Source organism: Planomicrobium stackebrandtii (assembly GCF_030814955.1).
Taxonomy (GTDB): Bacteria; Bacillota; Bacilli; order Bacillales_A; family Planococcaceae; genus Planococcus; species Planococcus stackebrandtii.
Map to the genome: position 1 here is coordinate 364315 of NZ_JAUSWB010000004.1, position 18886 is coordinate 383200.

Annotated in this window: 16 protein-coding genes; 10 read left to right on the forward strand and 6 right to left on the reverse strand. The window is 45.9% G+C overall.

Features of this window, described 5'->3' with window-relative positions; translation table 11 throughout:
* The first annotated feature begins 28 nt into the window (after positions 1-28).
* The 8 genes from QOZ98_RS09600 to QOZ98_RS09635 are packed head-to-tail and all read left to right on the forward strand — an operon-like array spanning position 29 to position 11750.
* Positions 29-2386, forward strand: a complete 2358-nt coding sequence (locus QOZ98_RS09600; RefSeq protein WP_308787243.1) for a hypothetical protein — start codon at positions 29-31, stop codon at positions 2384-2386.
* Complete coding sequence (locus QOZ98_RS09605) at positions 2383-3318, forward strand: ABC transporter ATP-binding protein (protein ID WP_308787244.1); 936 nt, start codon at positions 2383-2385, stop codon at positions 3316-3318. The genes QOZ98_RS09600 and QOZ98_RS09605 overlap by 4 nt, the downstream gene beginning before the upstream one ends.
* On the forward strand, positions 3315-4157 hold the full coding sequence (locus tag QOZ98_RS09610) for an ABC transporter permease (protein ID WP_308787245.1): 843 nt from the start codon (positions 3315-3317) through the stop codon (positions 4155-4157). The genes QOZ98_RS09605 and QOZ98_RS09610 overlap by 4 nt, the downstream gene beginning before the upstream one ends.
* 14 nt (positions 4158-4171) lie before the next feature.
* A complete protein-coding gene (locus QOZ98_RS09615; RefSeq protein ID WP_308787246.1) occupies positions 4172-5587 on the forward strand; it encodes a hypothetical protein in 1416 nt (471 codons plus the stop codon).
* Positions 5588-5601: 14 nt separating this feature from the next.
* Complete coding sequence (locus tag QOZ98_RS09620) at positions 5602-6594, forward strand: AAA family ATPase (protein WP_308787247.1); 993 nt, start codon at positions 5602-5604, stop codon at positions 6592-6594.
* Complete coding sequence (locus tag QOZ98_RS09625; RefSeq protein ID WP_308787248.1) at positions 6591-7451, forward strand: DUF58 domain-containing protein; 861 nt, start codon at positions 6591-6593, stop codon at positions 7449-7451. Before QOZ98_RS09620 ends, QOZ98_RS09625 begins: the two co-directional genes overlap by 4 nt.
* A gap of 11 nt (positions 7452-7462) precedes the next feature.
* Complete coding sequence (locus QOZ98_RS09630; protein WP_308787249.1) at positions 7463-9196, forward strand: vWA domain-containing protein; 1734 nt, start codon at positions 7463-7465, stop codon at positions 9194-9196.
* Entirely contained in the window at positions 9177-11750 is a 2574-nt protein-coding gene (locus QOZ98_RS09635) for a VWA domain-containing protein (RefSeq protein WP_308787250.1), read from the forward strand. Before QOZ98_RS09630 ends, QOZ98_RS09635 begins: the two co-directional genes overlap by 20 nt.
* Before the next feature lie 20 nt (positions 11751-11770).
* On the opposite strand, the gene QOZ98_RS09640 is transcribed toward QOZ98_RS09635, so the two are convergent.
* From QOZ98_RS09640 to QOZ98_RS09665, 6 genes are all read right to left on the reverse strand, one after another.
* Positions 11771-12961 carry an MFS transporter gene (locus QOZ98_RS09640; protein ID WP_308787251.1) on the reverse strand — a complete coding sequence of 397 codons (1191 nt, stop codon included), beginning with the start codon at positions 12959-12961 and terminating at the stop codon, positions 11771-11773.
* Between the two features lie 106 nt (positions 12962-13067).
* Positions 13068-14144, reverse strand: a complete 1077-nt coding sequence (locus QOZ98_RS09645) for an ABC transporter substrate-binding protein (protein ID WP_308787252.1) — start codon at positions 14142-14144, stop codon at positions 13068-13070.
* The gene (locus QOZ98_RS09650; protein WP_142826187.1) at positions 14141-14947 is read right to left on the reverse strand and encodes an ABC transporter permease; all 807 of its coding nucleotides are present in this window, start codon (positions 14945-14947) and stop codon (positions 14141-14143) included. Before QOZ98_RS09650 ends, QOZ98_RS09645 begins: the two co-directional genes overlap by 4 nt.
* Complete coding sequence (locus QOZ98_RS09655; protein WP_308787253.1) at positions 14931-15755, reverse strand: ABC transporter permease; 825 nt, start codon at positions 15753-15755, stop codon at positions 14931-14933. The genes QOZ98_RS09650 and QOZ98_RS09655 overlap by 17 nt, the downstream gene beginning before the upstream one ends.
* Positions 15745-16851, reverse strand: coding sequence for an ABC transporter ATP-binding protein (locus QOZ98_RS09660; protein WP_308787254.1), 1107 nt, complete (start codon positions 16849-16851; stop codon positions 15745-15747). The genes QOZ98_RS09655 and QOZ98_RS09660 overlap by 11 nt, the downstream gene beginning before the upstream one ends.
* A 15-nt stretch (positions 16852-16866) precedes the next feature.
* Positions 16867-17406 carry a helix-turn-helix domain-containing protein gene (locus QOZ98_RS09665; protein ID WP_308787255.1) on the reverse strand — a complete coding sequence of 180 codons (540 nt, stop codon included), beginning with the start codon at positions 17404-17406 and terminating at the stop codon, positions 16867-16869.
* A gap of 382 nt (positions 17407-17788) precedes the next feature.
* On the opposite strand from QOZ98_RS09665, the gene QOZ98_RS09670 reads away from it, so the two are divergent.
* Together QOZ98_RS09670 and QOZ98_RS09675 are read left to right on the forward strand one after the other, a co-directional pair.
* Positions 17789-18085 carry a hypothetical protein gene (locus tag QOZ98_RS09670; protein WP_308787256.1) on the forward strand — a complete coding sequence of 99 codons (297 nt, stop codon included), beginning with the start codon at positions 17789-17791 and terminating at the stop codon, positions 18083-18085.
* A 102-nt stretch (positions 18086-18187) separates the two neighbouring features.
* Entirely contained in the window at positions 18188-18847 is a 660-nt protein-coding gene (locus tag QOZ98_RS09675) for a potassium channel family protein (RefSeq protein WP_142826192.1), read from the forward strand.
* Positions 18848-18886 lie beyond the last annotated feature (39 nt).

Genomic DNA, 18886 nt, shown 5'->3' on the forward strand with positions numbered 1-18886 from the left:
TAAAGAGACGAGTAAAAGGGGGATCATCATGCATAAACGCTTGCTGGCATTTTTTGCTTTTGCATTGTTTATTAGTTTATTTATCGTGCCGCAGGTATCGTTGGCGGCGCCTGAAATTACAGTAGATTCTAGTGCCGGTTTTCAAAATAAGGTCAAATATGAAAAGGGATTGCCGCTTCAGTTTACAGTCACTAATGAGGGCTCAGCGTTCTCGGGAGATTTAGTGGTCAGTTATTCGGAAACCTACAATCTGGGAGCTGGAATGGCGATGCCACTTGAACTCGCTGAAGGCGAAAGCAAAACCCTTCATATTGCGTCATCCGGATTGTCGGAAACGAACTATACGGGAGGACCCAACGACCAAAGCATTTTCCTGTTTGAGGGAGGATGGGAAGAAGGGGAATCGATTGTTTTTAAAGGGGATAAAACGATACAGCCCGCCTATTATTCGCCGGGAACAATGTTTGTTGCCACTTTGACGGATAATCAGGATCGGCTGCTTCCATTGGAGCAGCTTGCTGTCCCCTCAGGTGAAGGCGTGGAAGTGATTCATCTCAATCAATTAACGAACTTTACATTGCCGACAGATGTGCAAGCCTGGAGCATGATCGATTATCTGGTCATTGATGAGTTTTCTTACAGTGATCTGCCGGACACTACCCAGCAGGCTGTTTTGCAATGGGTTCAACAAGGCGGCCGTGTCATTACTGGTTCGTCCAGCAGCGTGGAAGCTGAACTTGGCAACTTAAGCGAATACCTGCCTTTGGAGTTGGCTGATGAAGCCGAAGTATCGGTTCCAGGTCTTGAAAGTCCACTGCCGGCTTTCCAGGCAACAGCCAAAGAAGGAGCAGCAGTTAAGCTGCAAAATGATGGCCAAGTACTGGCTGCAACGCAGGCGGTTGGCTCTGGCAGCTTGACACAGATGGGTTTTTCTCTTGGAGATGAAACCGTCTCTGCGCAAGAAGGTTATAGCCAGATGCTGTCAAACTTTTTTCCAGCACCAATGGTGAACTACAACGCTATGGGTGGCCAGTCGATTCTTGATTATATGACATACGAAGTTGGGGATGTCAACGAGCTGTTTGACAGTTTTGCTGTTTCAAAACCGTTTATCATTGCCATTATTCTCCTGTATATTCTGTTGATTGTCCCGGTTCTTTATATTGTGCTAAAGAAAAAGGACAAGCGGGAATTTGCCTGGTTCATCATTCCGGCAGTCGCTTTGCTGACTTCGCTGGGACTTTTCGCTTATGGAGCCAAAGACCGGATCGGCAATCCGCAAATCCAGCAGACTGGTTTTTTTGAAGTGGATGCGGATAATGGACTAAATGGATACTATGTAAATTCACTGTTGTCAAACCGCGGGGGAAATTATCAGTTTACAGCTCCGGCCACCACCACCATGACATACCGGTTGGCCAGTGAATTTTCCGAGACACAGCCTTATCTTTCGGCAATGATGGAAAAAGGAGCAACAAACAACCAAATGACAGTTCGGGATATGCGGTATTGGTCTGTCGAATCGATCATGGGACAGTCATATATCGAAAACAGTGGAAACTTCGGTATTGAGTTGGAAGTAGCGGATAATAAAGTGATCGGCACAATTCTCAATAATTTCCCATTTGGAGTGGAAAACGTATCAATTTGGACGGGTACCCGCTTACTGGATATGGGCGACTTGAATCCGGGGGAAGAACTGGCAGTTGATGAAACCATTCAGTCGGATATTCTTTCACCTGCGGCAGCTATCGGGCAATCCTATAGTTATCAGCCAATTGCTGATTTGGAAGAGCTGGAAACAGCACGGCGCCAAGCGCTGCTTTCCACCTCTTTTGACCAAATGTCACAAAATGGGAAAAGTCCATATGTCATCGCTTATACGCAGGATGCCATCGTGCCGATCAGCCTGGAAAATCAGCGAGCCTCAGTAGACTCTGTCCACTTGCTTGCACAAAGCTTTAAGCCGGAATTGACTTTGAGTGGGGAAATCAGCTTGAATGTGGATGCATTTGGCATGGAACTGGCTGGCGCCAGCACGAATGCCTTTTTCGATAATATGCCGAATGACCCTTACTTGTTTTATCTGGAACCTGGAGATTATGACCTGACGTATACACTGCCGGAAGACATTGAATTGGAAAAGGCAGAATGGAATGAACTATCGATAGCTGCTTCAGGCCAGGGACTGACTGTCAGCTTATTAAATCATGATAGCGAAGACTACGAAGAAATCACCCAATCCAATCAAAAGTTCACCGACAATGCAACAAACTATATAGGAGAGGATGGAGACATCCAGCTAAAATTGAAAATGGCTGACGGTTCAACAACTGCTGAAGTGGTCGTGCCAAAAGTTAAATTGAAAGGAGTGATTGCCCCGTGATTGAAACAATTGGGTTGACTAAAAAATACGGTTCGTTTTATGCGCTTCAAGATTTGAATCTGGTTGTGGAAGACAGCACCGTCTTTGGTTTTGTCGGTGCAAACGGCGCGGGAAAATCAACGACCTTTTCGATACTGGCAACCCTTCTTCAGCCGACTGCCGGCGATGCATTTATCAATGGCATAAGTGTCACCAAAAATCCACAGGAAGTGCGCAGGCAAATTGGCTATGTACCGGATTTCTTTGGTGTTTACGATCAGCTGAAAACAGATGAGTACTTGGATTTTTACGGGGCAAGCTACGGCATCAAGCCGAAAGAGCGTGCGGTGCTGATTCCAAAACTGTTGGAATTGGTCAATCTGGAGAACAAACGCTATGACTATGTCGACTTGCTGTCCCGTGGGATGAAACAGCGGCTATGTTTAGCGCGAGCTTTGATCCATGACCCAAAAATCCTGATTTTGGATGAACCGGCTTCTGGACTGGATCCTCGTGCGCGAGTGGAAATGCGGGATATCTTGAGAGAGTTGAAAGCGATGGGCAAAACCATTTTGATTTCATCCCATATTTTGCCGGAGCTTGCTGAAATGTGCGACAGCATCGGAGTTATCGATAATGGCAAGTTGATTGCCCAGGGCTCTGTCCACGCAATTCAAGCTCAGTTGCAAAGCGAAAAAGTGCTCCGGGTTAAAGTTAAGGGAGACACTCATTCTGTTGTTCCGTTTTTCGAAATGGATCCATTTGTTTCTCAAATAGAAGAACAGCATGATAAAAATATTATTCAGTTTTTCTATCGCGGAACAGAAGAAGATCAATTGCGTTTGCTGCAGCAGGCAATAGCACAGAACTTGCCGATCCTGTCTTTTTCAGAAGAAGAAACAGATTTGGAAGATGTCTTTATGTCGATCACAAAAGGAGTGGAAACTGGATGAAAACGCTCCTTACCAATCCGGTGCTGATCAAAGAACTTAAGTTGCGTTTCCGCAACCTAAAAAGCTTTACCGGTATCCTGTTTTACTTGATCGCCATGAGCATTTTCGTTTTTGGTTTTATCTTTTTGGCTACCTCTTTAACAGTGAATGGATTTTTCCGGCCAGATGAGAGTTTTATGCTGTTTAGCATCATGACTTATATTCAATTGGGCTTGATTTTATTTATTACACCCGCATTAACGGCAGGAACCATCAGTTCTGAGCGGGAAAAACAAACCTTGAATATTTTGCTGACCACCTCCCAGACTTCTTTTCAAATCATTTTTGGGAAAATGACATCATCCATTGCTTTTTTATTGCTGATGATTGTTTCCGGATTGCCAATTTACAGTCTGGTATTCTTGTATGGAGGGGTTTCACCCAGCCAATTGTTTTACATCTTCCTGTTTTATTTGCTGACTTTGTTGGCAATCGCCAGCATCGGCGTGATGTTTTCGACTTTAATTCGGAAAACCATTGTCGCCATCATTGCCACATATGGCGCAATGATTTTCATCGCAGGCGTCACAGCATTTTTCCTGTTGATCTCGGTACAGGTTTCGCAGATGGGTTCAGGCACGCCATCCATGTCACCAATGGCTCATTTTTGGGCATCCATTAACCCGGCTGCAGTCATGCTGACCTTGCTTCAACCGCCAATGGAAGATCAGTTGCAGACCGTGACAATGATACCGGTTCCGTTGTGGATCGGGTACGTGATTTTCTACAGCCTGCTGACCATTGCCTGTATTTTACTGGCTGTCAAAAAGCTTCGAGTCAATATGAATAAATACAAATAAGGAGAGGGGATCTCATGAACAATCGCGATATTCAAAGGTATGTCAAAAAGACAGCCAGGCAGTTGAGACTGCTTCATTTCAGCCGCAGCTTTCAGTTCGCTTTGTTTGCAGGATTTGTTTCAGCGGCGGCTTTGCTGCTGGTGTCGCGGTTGTTTGTGCTTCCTTATTATGAATTTTATGCATATGCAGCGGGAGTTGCCGCTATCGCAAGTTGGATCTTATTGACGATTAAAGATTTGCCGAACATTCAGCAGGCGGTACAAGAGCTGGACCGTTTCACGCCGCATAACCAATTGCTGACTGTATGGAAGCTGAATGGGAAAAATACACTCGCAGAAGAGCTGACGAATAAAACAGCAGAAACCCTTCCTTACAGCTATCAGCTGTTCCGTAAAGAACGAAAAGCCTGGCTGCGGCCAAAGTGGCTGATTGGGGCACTAGCGAGCAGTGCCTTGATGCTGCTGTTGTTGGTTTTTCCGAGCAATCTGCAAAATCAGGCAAATGATGTAGAAGAAGAACTGGAACTAGTGGAAGACATCAAAGAAGAAGTTGATGAAATAGAAAAACAGGCACAAACAGAAATAGTTCAAAAAGAGTTGGATGCATTAAAGTCAGCAATAGAAAAAACTGAAGATCCTGAAGCCGTGTTGAAAGAACTCGTCAAAAAACAAAAAGAACTGGATTTTAAAAACCTGCAGCTTGCAGAAGAGCAGAAAGCTGATGCTGAAGCCACCTCTGAGGATTTACAAAAAGCTTCTGATCAATTAGCCGATCAAGCTGGGAAAACCCAAACAGCTCTAAGCGATATGGGCAAACCGGTAGCATTTCCATTGCAGCAGACCATTGCCAATCGTGCACAATCCAGCCAAGAAAATCCAAGCGGGTCTGCTGATGGTGAATCTTCAGATGAAAGCAGTGGATCCAATACCAGTGGTCAGGCATCAAACAGTGGAAAAGATACAGGGGAAGCTGAAGAATTAGAAGGCAACCAAGGCGAGGCACAAGGCCAAGGACAAGGACAAGGACAAGGTCAGGGACAAGGACAAGGTCAGGGACAAGGACAAGGTCAGGGACAAGGACAGGGTCAAGGGCAAGGCCAAGGACAGAGTCAAGGTCAAGGACAGAGTCAAGGTCAAGGCCAGGGTCAAGGTGCTGGCAAAGGGCAAGGCAGCCGCAGCTTGTTGACTGTGCCCTCCCGCATCGGTGGAGAAGGCAAAACCGCGGTTGACAGCGGTGAAATAGATGAAGGGAAGGCGGCAGGAGAGCAAGAGGGGCCTGTTCCTGCAACCACAGGAAGCGTTCAGCCTTTTGCCGACGTAGTGGGTGAGTATTCAGCTTCTTATTTCTCAAGCGCGGATCGCCTGCAATTGCCGCCTGATCTGCAAACCATTGTGGAACAATACTTTACGGATATTGAAACCGACGAATAGAAAAGAGGGGTTTTATGACATATACGACTGACCAATTTACAGAAATGAGCCAATTGCTTGGAGGAGTCAAATCAGAAATCGGCCGATTTATCGTAGGGCAAGAAAGCGCAGTTGAGTTTTCGCTATACGCTATTTTAGCGGATGGTCATGCACTGCTTGAAGGGCTTCCAGGGCTAGGAAAAACCATGTTGATCCGAACCATTTCAGATGTGCTTGATTTGTCGTTTTCAAGAATCCAGTTTACGCCTGATTTGATGCCGTCGGATATTACCGGCACAAGTCTGATTGAACGGGATGCAGAAGGGCGCCAGCAGTTTACATTCCGGGAAGGACCAATCTTCCACCAAATGGTGCTGGCTGATGAAATCAACCGGGCGACTCCTAAAACCCAAAGTGCATTGCTTGAGGCAATGGGAGAAAAAACGGTGACCATCCTAGGGGATACAAAAGACATGGCGCGGCCATTTTTCGTACTGGCTACACAAAATCCCATTGAAATGGAAGGGACCTATCCGCTTCCGGAAGCGCAGATGGACCGTTTTTTATGCAAAATCCTGGTGTCCTATCCAAGCCGCAATGACCTTGCCGAAATCAGCCGAAGAACAACAGGTGCTGATACGGTCCTCCTTAGCAAAAAGATGAATACCGCCAGTCTGATCGAAGCACAGCAGATGGTAAAAGAAGTTTTGCTGGCAGATGACATATTGATGGTAGCTGTCGATATTATTCAAAATACTCATCCTGAAAATTCTGAGCACGATTCTATTCGGCAGTATGTGCAATATGGCAGTGGACCACGTGGCTTGCAAAGCTTGATTCGCCTCGCTAAAGCGCGAGCGTTGATGGAAGGACGCTATCATGTTTCCATCGGTGATTTGAAATATGTAGCCAAGCCTGTATTGCGGCATCGCCTCCTATTGAATTACGAAGCTGAAGCGATAGGGAAAGAAGCGGATGAGTTGATAGACCTGGTGCTCAGCACAGCTGGAAAAGGCGTTTTAAAATGACTTTGTTAAACTTGCCAGCTGATTGGGGCTCTCGTCTCAGCCGCTACGCCATTGGAACTAAAACGAAAATCAGGGGCCATCACAAAGGCTCTCATCGGTCGATGCGTTTTGGCAGCTCACTGGATTTTTCCGATTTTCGTGAATACCACCCGGGAGATGACGTTCGACACATTGACTGGAACGTCTACGCCCGAACCGAACGCGTCTATATCAAGCGCTTTCTGGATGAACAGGAGATGCGCATCCACCTCCTGATCGACAGTTCAAAATCGATGGACAGCAAGTGGCTTTTTGCCAAACAGCTGGCCTTTTCCTTGGGACTCTTAGTGTTGGGAAGTGACGACCGCCTGACGGTTTCAGCTGGACAAAAAGAAGTTGTGCCTTTTCGCAAAAAAGGGAAGTCTGCGAAAAAACTATTAGAACATTTTATAGCTTCGATGCCAGATCCGCAAACCCTTTCGTTTGTAAAGCAGGCAAGCTTCCATGCAGCGAAAGATTCTACAGTTCTGTTTATCGTATCGGACGGGTTGGAACCGCTGGAAGACTGGCAACTTTTCTTCAAGCAGGCACCGGCCTATGCGCATGATATCCGGTTTATCCACATCAGTACTGAAGAAGAACGTTCTCCGTCGTACAAAGGCGACCTTCGTTTTATAGATGAAGAAACACAGCAAGTATTGAATGTCACGGTTACAGAACAGGCACTGCGCTCGTATCAAAAACAAAGCGAACTGCATGCCAAAGGGCTGGAGTCGCTATGCCGGACCTATGGCATTGCTTATTTGCCGGTGCATGCAGAAGATGGAATCGAGCAGGTGCTATTTCATCAGATGGTACGAAAAAATTGGATCAAATGAGGTGAAGCGGCATGGGAGCATCGAATTGGGGAATGGTCTGGACAGCAATTATGCCGCTGGCCGTGATCCTCTATTATTTCTTTAGAAAAAAGTATAAGGACCAGCGCGTGTCATCAACGCTATTTTGGCAAGAACAGATGAAAGAGCTGCAGGCTTCTCCATATTTAAAAAAATTGCAGCATCATTTATTGTTTTACTTGCAACTGGCAGCGCTTCTGCTTTGCGTACTGGCATTGCTTGGGCCGTTCAGCGAATCGGAAACGCTGGCAGGCAATGATTTTATTTTTGTAGTGGATACTTCAGCGACGATGCTGGCGGGTTCACCGTCTCACTTTGAAAAGCACCAGCAGGAAATGAAAAGTTTAGCGGCACAAGCTGGCGGCAAACCGGTATCGATTGTAACAACAGGTGCCAGTCCGGAAGTGGTCGTCCGCAATGAGCAGAATCTTGATGCGATTGAACAAGCAGTCGATCAACTGGCGGTAAGCTACGAAAAGGCTGAAATGGAACAGACGATTTTATTTGCGGATACATTGGCGGCCAACGATTCGACAGTCATCCACATCTTTACAGATACATTAGACCGCGACTTGCTAGCCAATAAAACAGACCAAAGCTACAAGGTTCATGGCGTCTCGGAAACGCTCCGCAATTTAGCCATCCAACAGTTCGGCCTATCCGAAACTGAAGATGGTGTCCGTGGCATTGTCCAGCTGGTGAATGACAGCGATGAGACTTTGTCAGCTCTAGTCCGGCTATCCGCTGGTGCAACGGAAAAAACGGTGGAGGTAGAATTGGCAGCTGCTGAAGAACTGCTGGTTCCTTTTGAAGAACTGCCGGCTGATAAAAACTGGCAGGCGACTGTAGACGTGCGGGACGATTATGCAGCCGATAACACCATGGCTACCTACTTAGCGCCTCCAGGAAATGCGGTCGTTATTGATTCGGCGCTGCATGAGTTGATTGCCAGCGGCTTTCGTTCGCTCGATTTGGATGTTCGTCTGGCAGATACAGCCCAATTGCAGCCGGACTCCGGATTGCCGGTTGTGACCAATCAAAGCGAGCTATTGGAAGGAGCGGTTCCAATCCTGTTAATCGGCCGCAATGACGAAACTGCATTTGAAGTTTCGGGGCAAATCGAAACGCAGGAACACCCGTTATTTGCGTATGCCGAACTGGAAGAAGTATACGTTTCCGAACTGTATCCGCCTTTTGACGGCTATGAAACCATCGCTCTAATTTCCGGACAGCCTTTTATCCAAGTGTCTCCAGTAGGCGACATTGTGGTGCTGTCAGATGTCGAGTCTACTGACTGGCCTCTTTTCCCTTCATTCCCATTGTTTCTATGGAGCGCCATGAACAGTTTATCCGGAGATGAGGAATTTCTTGGGTTTTTCCAGCCTAACGAACACCGTTCCGTATCCTTGGCTTCGGATACGGGGGAATGGGAAATTTTTAAAGATGGCGACTATAGCCATTCATATATCGAGGGAGAAGGCCCATTTATTGCGCCTTCCGAACCTGGAGTTTATGAGGTAATTGGAGATGCAGAGACTAAGACCTTGATCGTCCAGCTGGCCAGCGAAGAAAAAACGTTGACTGCCGGCTCATCATACACGATGGGAGTTGCAGAAACTGCTCAAGATACGGTCCGTTTTTCATTTGTGCCGTTTATTATCCTGTTGATCCTGCTGCTGGTTGCTGTGGAATGGGAGGTGTACCGCCGTGGAATTGAGACTCGATGAACCGCTCTGGCTTTTCCTGTTAGTCCCCGCAATCGCTTATTTTGGCTGGTTTGGCATAAAGAATTTCACAACCAGTTCTAAACTGGCGAAAGTAGTTTATATCCTGCGCATAGCGACTGTCGCTTTGCTGATTTTCGCGTTAGCAGCACCTTCTCTGTTGCGTCCTGTGAAAGAAGAGCAAGTCATTTTCCTGCTCGACCGGTCGGCTTCTCTTGAAGGAATGGAGAAGGAGATGGCAACTGCTATAGAAACGGCATTGCCAGCGAAAAAAGATCATCAATCGGTTGGCGTGTATACTTTTGCCGAAGATTTTTTGAGTCTCATACCAATGACTGCAGAGCCTGAGGTTTTGCCCGCTGAACTTGCAGCCGGAGAAGAGGGGCACACTAATATCGCCCGTGCGCTGGAACTTGCTTCAAACAGCGGGGACCCTAACCTGGCGACGCGGTTGGTTGTTCTGACTGATGGCAATGAAACGCAGTCTTCCGCTCTGGAAAGCTTGAACCGCTTGGAATCTGACCGGTTGCAGGTGGACATCTGGCCAGTCGAGCAAGCCGTGCAAAACGACATGGCCATCAGCAGCTTTGAAACGCCTTCTCGTGCTTTTTTAGGAGAAGCCCAATCCTTTAGTGTCACCGTTGATGCAGATGCAGCAGCTCAGGCAAGGTTAGTTTTTTCTGTAAATGACCGTGGCTTGGATATAAAAGAAATCGAATTGGCGGAAGGACAGAATGTCTTTAATTATTCATACCCGGCCAATTCAGAAGGCCTTTTAAAGTATGAAGTACGTCTGGAAACAGCGCAAGATGCTTTTCTGGAAAATAATTCACTGGCCAGCATCACCGAAGTATCTGGAAATCCGGAAGTGCTGGTGGTCAACGGGGGAGAGCCAAGTCCAATCCCCGATCTACTGGATACAAACAATTTGCGTGTGACCCAGATGTCTTCGGATCAATTGCCGACCAGCTTGTCTGCCATCCTTCGCTATGATTCCATTATTTTTGATAACGTTTCGGGTACGTCGGTTGGGGAGCAGCAGATGAATATCATCGAACAGGCCGTTCAGCAATTTGGGGTTGGGTTTATGATGGTCGGCGGTGAACAAAGCTTTGGCCTTGGCGGCTATTTCAAAACGCCGATTGAGCGCCTGCTTCCGGTTGAAATGGAAGTCAAAGGCAAGCACGAACTGCCTTCCCTTGGTTTGATGATCGTCATGGACCGTTCAGGAAGCATGATGGGCATGAAAATGGAGTTGGCGAAAGAAGCGGCAGCCCGGTCGGTTGAACTGCTTCGGCCAGATGATACATTAGGCGTCATTGCCTTTGACGATCATCCTTGGGAAATTTTGCCGACAGCCAAAGTGACCGATCCGCAGGAAGCAGTGGATAAAATTTTGGGCATCACACCCGGAGGCGGGACCGAAATTTATGGTTCGTTGCAGCAAGCTTATATGGAACTGGAAAATTTGGAGTTGCAGCGAAAGCACATTATCCTGCTGACGGATGGCCAATCGGCAACTTCGAATGATTATGATGCGTTGATTGAAGGCGGCAAAGGCAATAACATCACGTTATCCACGGTCTCAATTGGACAGGACGCGGACCGGAATCTGCTGGAGCAATTGGCAACGACCGGAAGCGGCCGTTTTTACGATGTAACCGATGCTACGACAATCCCAGCCATTTTGTCGCGTGAAACCATCATGATGTCCCGAACTTTTATTGTGGATGAACCTTTTTATCCTATTGTTTATGACAGCCAGTGGAATGAATTATTTGGGGATGGTGTCCCTCAGCTAAACGCCTATATTGCCACAACAGCAAAGAGCACAGCATCAGTTGCGTTGGAAAGCGAGGAAGGCGACCCAGTGCTCGCCAGCTGGAATTACGGCCTCGGCAAAACAATTGCTTACACATCCGGAAGCGGGGCATGGAGCGGAGATTTTCAGAGCTGGAACAGGTGGCCGGATTTCTGGAATCGCAGCGTTTCCGAGTTGTTGCCGGCGTTTGAAGAAATTCCCTACTCAGTGACCCGAAAAGAACAGGGGGTTTACACAGTTGAGGATCCTGCACAAAGTTCAGCGATCTTGACGGTTACGGCGGTTGATGAACAAGGCAATGAGCTTACGCTGGAGACAGAACCGGTGGCGCCCGGAAAAGTAGACGTCAAATTGGATACTAAGCCGGGATTGGTGTTTTTCAGCGTCACAAATGAAAATGGAGCCGCCTATAAAACCGGCCTGACAATCCCTTATGGCGATGAATACCGAACCATAGAGATGAACATGCCTTTATTGACAACACTCGCTGAACGGACAGGTGGGCAGGTCTTGACCGATATGGAAGATGCATTCCGCGATATGCCTTATACCAGCGGTATGATTCGTCCAATTCAGCTGTTCGTGCTGCTGGCAGCGATGATCTTGTTTTTCACGGATATCACACTTAGGCGCTTTGGGATTCCAAGGCCCGCATTAAAAAGAAAATCTGCAAAAGAAGAGACTTCTTCTCCTGCGGCTATCGATCAATTAATAAAAGCGAAAAAGAGAGGCTGACTCTTTTTCGCTTTTTATTTTTAGCTCCGGCTTGTGGCCAAAAGCTGCTGTTTTCGCATCGACCATGTATTGGCGATGAAGAAACAAGTGATTAAGATGGCAGTACCGAGAATATAAGGATAGCTCATATTGATATCGAATAGGATGCCGGCGAGTGCAGGTCCGATCATATTGCCTAGACTCATATAGGCATTGTTCATGCCTGCTGCAAAGCCTTGTTCATCACCCGCTAATTTGGAAATCAAGGTATTGATGGCTGGGCGCAAAAGGGAAGCGGCCGTGAAAAATACAGCTGCCACCAGTAAAATTGCCCAAAACGAGCTGACAAACAAGATGCCGATCATCGCAGCTGCTGATACCAGCAGGTTGACCAGGATGACTTTCATCTCGCCAAACCGTTTAAAGAGCTTATCAATGACAAATGTTTGGACAACCACACCAACAAATCCGCCGACAGTGATCAGAATGGCAATTTCTTTTGGTGTGAACCCAAATTTCTTATCTGCATATAAGGCAATGGTCGACTGGAAGTTGGCTAAACCGAAAGCGAAAATAAACATCACCAGCAGCATGACAAAATAGGGTGTATAAGTGGACCGTTTCATCTGCTGGAGCAGGTTTTCAGATTTCGTACCGGCAGCCTTGATGGTTGGGACAACATTCGGCAGCACCGCAAAAGAAATAAAGGCTGCAATCAGTGCTACAGCCGTAGCAATGTAAAACGGGAATTCTATGCTGACTTCAGCTAAAAACCCACCGATTCCGGGCCCAATCATAAAGCCTAGAGACATCGAGGCGCCGAGCAGCCCCATGCCTCTTCCTCGTTCTTCGAATGTCGTAATATCCGCAACAAATGCCATCATCGGAGGGATGAGGAAAGCTGCGCCCAAGCCGCTGAAAAAGCGGGCAAGGTAGAGGATCCATAAATGAGAAGCCAATCCGAATGCCAGCTGGGACAAACCGAAGACGATCAAACCGAAGATGATCAGGTTTTTTCTTCCATATTTATCGGAAAGCTGGCCGGACAAAGGAGAAAATAAGAATTGGGCCAAGGCGAAAGTGGCAATCAGGGTGCCGAGAGCCTGGCCTGCCACACCGAATGTATCCAAGTAGGCAGGCATAATCGGAATAATCAAACCAATTCCGCTCATGGCAATAAACATGTTGAACATCAGCACATAAAGTGCAAACTTATTTGATCTAACGGCCATAAAGAGACCTTCTTTCATTGTTATTTCGACTCACTAAATTTTAGACTTTAGAATCTACATACTATACCTCAAAATCCACAAAAAAAACAGGCAAAAGTTTTGCCTGTCAATTTTCCATATCCATTTTAAATTCCAAGAATAATTCATTGTAGGTACCGAGCATTTCTAGTCCCAAATTTTCATAGACTTCCAGGCGTTCCCGCAATTCTTCCGGTGGATAAAATCGCTCGTCTCCTGTAACTTCGGGATCCATCAAGGCTATAGCCTGCTCGTTTGGCGTAGAATATCCGACATAGTCCGCGTTTTGAGCAGCCACTTCAGGGTCCAGCATGAAGTTGATAAAAGCATGTGCTCCTTCTACATTGTCAGCTGTTGAAGGAATGATCATGTTATCGAACCATAAATTCGATCCTTCCTCTGGAACCGAATAGTCGATGTTTTCGTTGATCCACATCATGTCTGCAGCTTGCCCAGACCAGGTAACCGCAACAGCCGCTTCTTCGCGGCGCATCATTTCGACAATTTCATCCCCAATGATGGCTTTAACATTCGGGCCCATGGTCTTTAATTTGTCGGTGGCTTCGCGCAACTCGTCCAAATTGGTCGAGTTCAAAGAGTAGCCCAGGCTATTCAATCCCATTCCAATCACTTCACGGGCACTGTCGACAAGGATAACTTCCTGTTCAAGTGTTGGATCCCACAGATCATCCCAGCTTTCAAAGGTTTGGCCTTCCAGCAAAGTCGGGTTGAATGCAATGCCGACAGTTCCCCAGAAATAAGGAACTGAGTATTCATTGCCCGGATCAAAAGGGAGATCAAGAAAATATGGATCGATATTTTGCAGATTTGGAATCAGCTCATGGTCGATCGGTTGCAGCAGATCATTATCTTTCATTTTTTCGATGGCATACTCGGAAGGCATGGCTACATCATAAGTTGTTCCGCCCTGCTCGATTTTGGTCATCATCGACTCATTGGAATCAAAGGTTTCATACACTACAGAAATATTGGTTTCTTCTTCGAATTGGTCGATCAGTTCGGGGTCGATGTACTCGCCCCAGTTATAGACTGAGATGGTGCCGCCATCTGCTGTAGCTGAACTCTTTTCCAAGACATTGACGGTATAGAGGAGAACAGCTGATACGACAAGAATGGCGATGGCCGCTCTAGTGATGTCCTTCATACTTTAGCGCCTCCTGTTCCAGGGGATTGTCCAGCCCGTTGAGTAAAGAAATAATAGCCAAGGACCAATCCAAGCGTTACAACGAAGATTAATGCGGAAAGTGCATTGATGGTCAACGTGATTCCAGCTCGTGCCATGGAATAGATTTCGATTGACAGGGTCGAGAACCCGTTCCCTGTAACGAAAAAAGTGACAGCAAAGTCATCCAGTGAATAAGTTAAAGCAAGGAAAAATCCAGCAAAAATACCCGGTTTGATATAAGGGATGATGACGCGCGTCAATATATCACGTTTGGATGCCCCAAGGTCGGTTGCCGCATCGATCAGCGAACTGCTCATTTCCTGCAGTTTTGGCAGGACCATAATCACAACGATCGGGATGCTGAAAGCGATGTGGGAAATCAGCACTGAAGCAAAGCCGAGCTGGACGCCGATCATGGTGAATAGAATGAGGAACGATGCTCCGATAATAACGTCCGGGCTGACAATCAGGATGGTGTTCAAGGACAATACAGCATTGCGTGTTTTACGGTTCCGCAAAAATACGATGCCGATAGCACCCAAAACCCCGATAGCTGTCGAAATGAGAGAAGACAGTAAAGCCACTATCACGGTGTTCATCAAAATGATCAAGAGGCGGGTATCGTTAAAGACCGCACCGTAATGTTCCAGTGTAAATCCTTCAAAACTCGACATGGTACCGCCGCTGTTGAAGGAATAAAAGATCAAATAGAAAATGGGTGCATAGAGAATGGCAAAGACGAGTGCCAAATAGATTTTTGCCGGCTTACTTAGTTTTGCCATTGTATGCACCTCCTTTTTCTTTTTGGCCTGTCAGCATCATGATGATGATCATAAACAGGATCAAAAACACAGCAATAGTTGACCCCATGCCCCAGTTTTGAGTGACCAGGAATTGCTGCTCAATTGCCGTACCAAGTGTAATGACTTTGTTGCCGGCAATCAAGCGGGTAATGACAAAGAGCGACAGGGCAGGGATGAATACTGCCTGCACACCAGACTTGACGCCATTAATCGCCAATGGGAAAATGACCCGTCTGAAAGTGGTGAAAGACGAAGCTCCCAAGTCGCGTGACGCATCGATCAACGCGGGATTGATTTTGTCCAATGAATTGAAAATTGGCAGCACCATAAACGGTATGAAAATATAAACGGAAACAAAGATAAAACTGAAATCGGTAAACAAAATTTGCCAAGGTCCTGCACCAAAGGTTTGAAGCAATTTGTTGGCAGGCCCGTATAAGCCGAAAATCCCGATAAAGGCATAAGCCTTCAGCAGCAGGTTGATCCACGAAGGAATGATGATCAGCAACAGCCAAAGCTGCTTATGCTTAGTTTTGGTCAGCCAATAAGCAGTCGGATAAGCAATTAGGATGGTGATCAACGTAATCAGGAAAGCGTACCAGAAAGAACTCAAGGTCATTCGCAAATAGACAGAAGAAAAAAAGTTTTGGTAGTTTTCCAGCGTAAATGCCCCGGCTAGATCCAAAAACGAAAAATAGAAGATTAGCGCAATCGGTGCGATGACAAACAAGGCAATCCATAAATAATAAGGAACAAGGTATAGCGGACGCGACGGGTTATCTTTCATTGGCTGCTGCTCCGTAGGACTCCAGTCTGGCATCAAACGCTTCTTCCGATTCGTTCAAGCGCATGACATGAATCGCTTCCGGCAAAAAATCCAAGCCGATCTGAGAGCCGACTTCCACTTTTTTCGTGGAGTGGACCAGCCATTCATTTCCCACTTCATCGATTGTGGAAATTTCAAAATGGACGCCGCGGAACAATTGAGTATCAACCGTAACAGCCATTTTGCCGGAACCGTTTGACGTGATTTCCAGATCTTCCGGGCGAATGACGATTTCCACCTGCTCATTGGAATTTAATCCGGCATCCACACATTCAAAATTTTTATTGGCAAAGCGCACTTGGTAATCCGCAACCATTTCGCCGCTGACAATATTCGATTCTCCAATAAAATCAGCAACAAAACGGTTTATGGGCTCGTCGTAAATATCCATAGGGGTGCCGCTTTGCTGAATTTGACCGGCATTCATGACAAAAATTTCATCGGACATTGCGAGTGCTTCTTCCTGGTCATGCGTAACAAAAACAAAAGTTTTGCCTAAACGCTGCTGCAGTTCACGCAATTCGTATTGCATTTCTGTCCGCAATTTCAAATCCAATGCAGAAAGCGGCTCATCGAGCAAAATAACTTCCGGGTCGTTGACAATGGCGCGGGCTATGGCGACACGCTGGCGCTGTCCGCCTGACATTTCCGCAATTTCGCGTTGTTCATAGCCTTGCAGATTGACGAATGCCAATGCTTCCCGCACGCGTCGTTCGACTTCCGGGCCTTTGACTTTTTTGATGCGCAGTCCGAAAGCAATGTTTTCAAAGACATTTAAATGTGGAAATAGCGCGTAATCCTGGAACACCGTATTGACCTGGCGCTGGTTGGCAGGAACGGTGTTCATCTTTTTATCTTCTATATAAATATCGCCGCTGGTAGGTGTTGCAAATCCGGCAATCAAACGCAGGATTGTGGTTTTTCCACAGCCCGATGGACCAAGCAATGTATAAAATTTTCCTTTTTCAAGTTCAAAGCTGACATTGTCCAAAACATTGCCGACACCTTCGTATGTCTGAGTGACATTTTCAAAGCGGATGATGGGTGTTTCAGTCATAAAATCCCTCCTGAATTATAAATAAGATTGTGTTGTGACGATGATCATTTCCGATATGCCATCAAAGTCATTGATCAGTTGATGATGATCAGAAGCTTCGTAATAAATAGAGTCGCCAGTTGCTGCGACATATCGATGATCGCCGATTTGAAGCAGGACCTGGCCTTCCAATACATAGATGAATGTTTCGGCAGAAGACGGTTCGAAGTTTTTGAACTCGCCTTGGGCCCGTAATGTCAGGTAGACCGGCTCCATTTCTTTTTCATTGGAAGTAGGGATCAGCCATTCTACTTCGTATCCTGCGTCTTCATCAATATGCGCTGTATGATCTGATGGGGAATAAACGATTTTGACATCATGTTCATCAGCAAAAAAATCTTTTGGAGTGGTACCGAGCACTTCCAGTAAGGTAAAGAAGGTTTCAATGGAAGGAGAGTTCATATCGCGCTCCAGCTGAGAAATAAATCCTTTGCTCAAGTCTGTCCGTTTGCCCAGTTCTTCTTGAGTCAATCCGTTCTTTAATCGAAGGCGTTTAATTTTGGTTCCGATTTCCATCAGAATTCTCCTCGATTCTTAATAAGTGATGATTTCACTTAAGTTTAGTTAAAATATACTTTTAGTTTACTAATAGCATATATTCATTATACGAAACGATTTAAATATTTCAAGTCGGAATTTATTTTCAATAAGGGATTGTTATCTATTGCAATTTACCGGTTGTTTTTACTATCATAGAGAAAGTGTGAAATTAATAATGGTATATAACTTTAACAAACTAACCGATCCTATGACATGAACGATTATAAAAACTAAAATGATGTGAAACGAAAAACCTTCATAAACCGGATACCAACGATTTTATACCATCGGCCCGTGAACACGCCGGCGCCGAGTAAATTTGTTTTTACAGCTCGACCAAACTCTAGGAGTGATTAATGTGAACGGCAAAATGAACTTCTTTCTTGATCCGAAAAATCGGGTTATCCAAAGACCATCAATTATGAATTACAAACAAGACCAGCAAGGACTATACCTTGTAGCCGGCAAGCGTTTTATCAATTGGATGGATGTCCATACGTATTGCCATACTTGCTTGGCAGCATTGACGTTTGACGATGAATTCGATGCAAGCTATTGCGCAAGCTGCAATGAATGGCGCGAAGAACCTTGCACTGACATCAGCTGTGAATATTGTGAGAACCGCCCGAAACGCCCACTGGATCCCCGCCGATAAGCGGGGTTTTTTTCTGCGTCGATTGATCAGCCGAGAAGATTTTTAGTTCACGCCATCTATGTTAAACTAAAACCATATGAATAGAATATTTGGAGGATGAGTATGAAAAAGGAATTTGTAGTCATTGGACTTGGCCGTTTTGGCGGCAGCATTGTGCGTGAATTGATTGAACAGGATGCGGATGTAATGGCAATCGATAAGGACTCGGAACGAGTGGATGAGTTTTCTTCAATTGCTACTCAAGCTGTCGTAGCTGACACGACAGACGAGACGGTATTGAAATCACTGGGAATCCGGAATTTTGAACATGTAATTGTTGCAATCGGTGAAAATATTCAAGCCAGTATTTTGACAACCCTTATGCTGAAGGAAATTGGCGTAAAAAAAATTACGGTTAAGGCGCAAAATGACTACCATGCAAAAGTTTTGGATAAAATCGGTGCGGATAAGGTAGTCCATCCCGAGCGCGATATGGGCATACGGATTGCCCATAATATCCTGTCCAATAACGTATTGGACTATCTGGAACTGTCCGATGAACATTCCATCATGGAAATAAAGGCAAATCACAAACTGGCTGGCTATACTTTGATTGGCCTTGATATCCGTGCACGCTATGGCATCAATATTGTGGCTATAAAAAGAGGGGGCGATATTATCGTTTCCCCGCAGGCCGACATGGAAATCGAGCAGGAAGATATTCTGATCATCATCGGCTCTGATGCAGACATCAATCGTTTCGAAAAGAAAATGATGAATTAAAAAAGAATGCCAGTAATTCCTGGATATATAGAAAAGCTG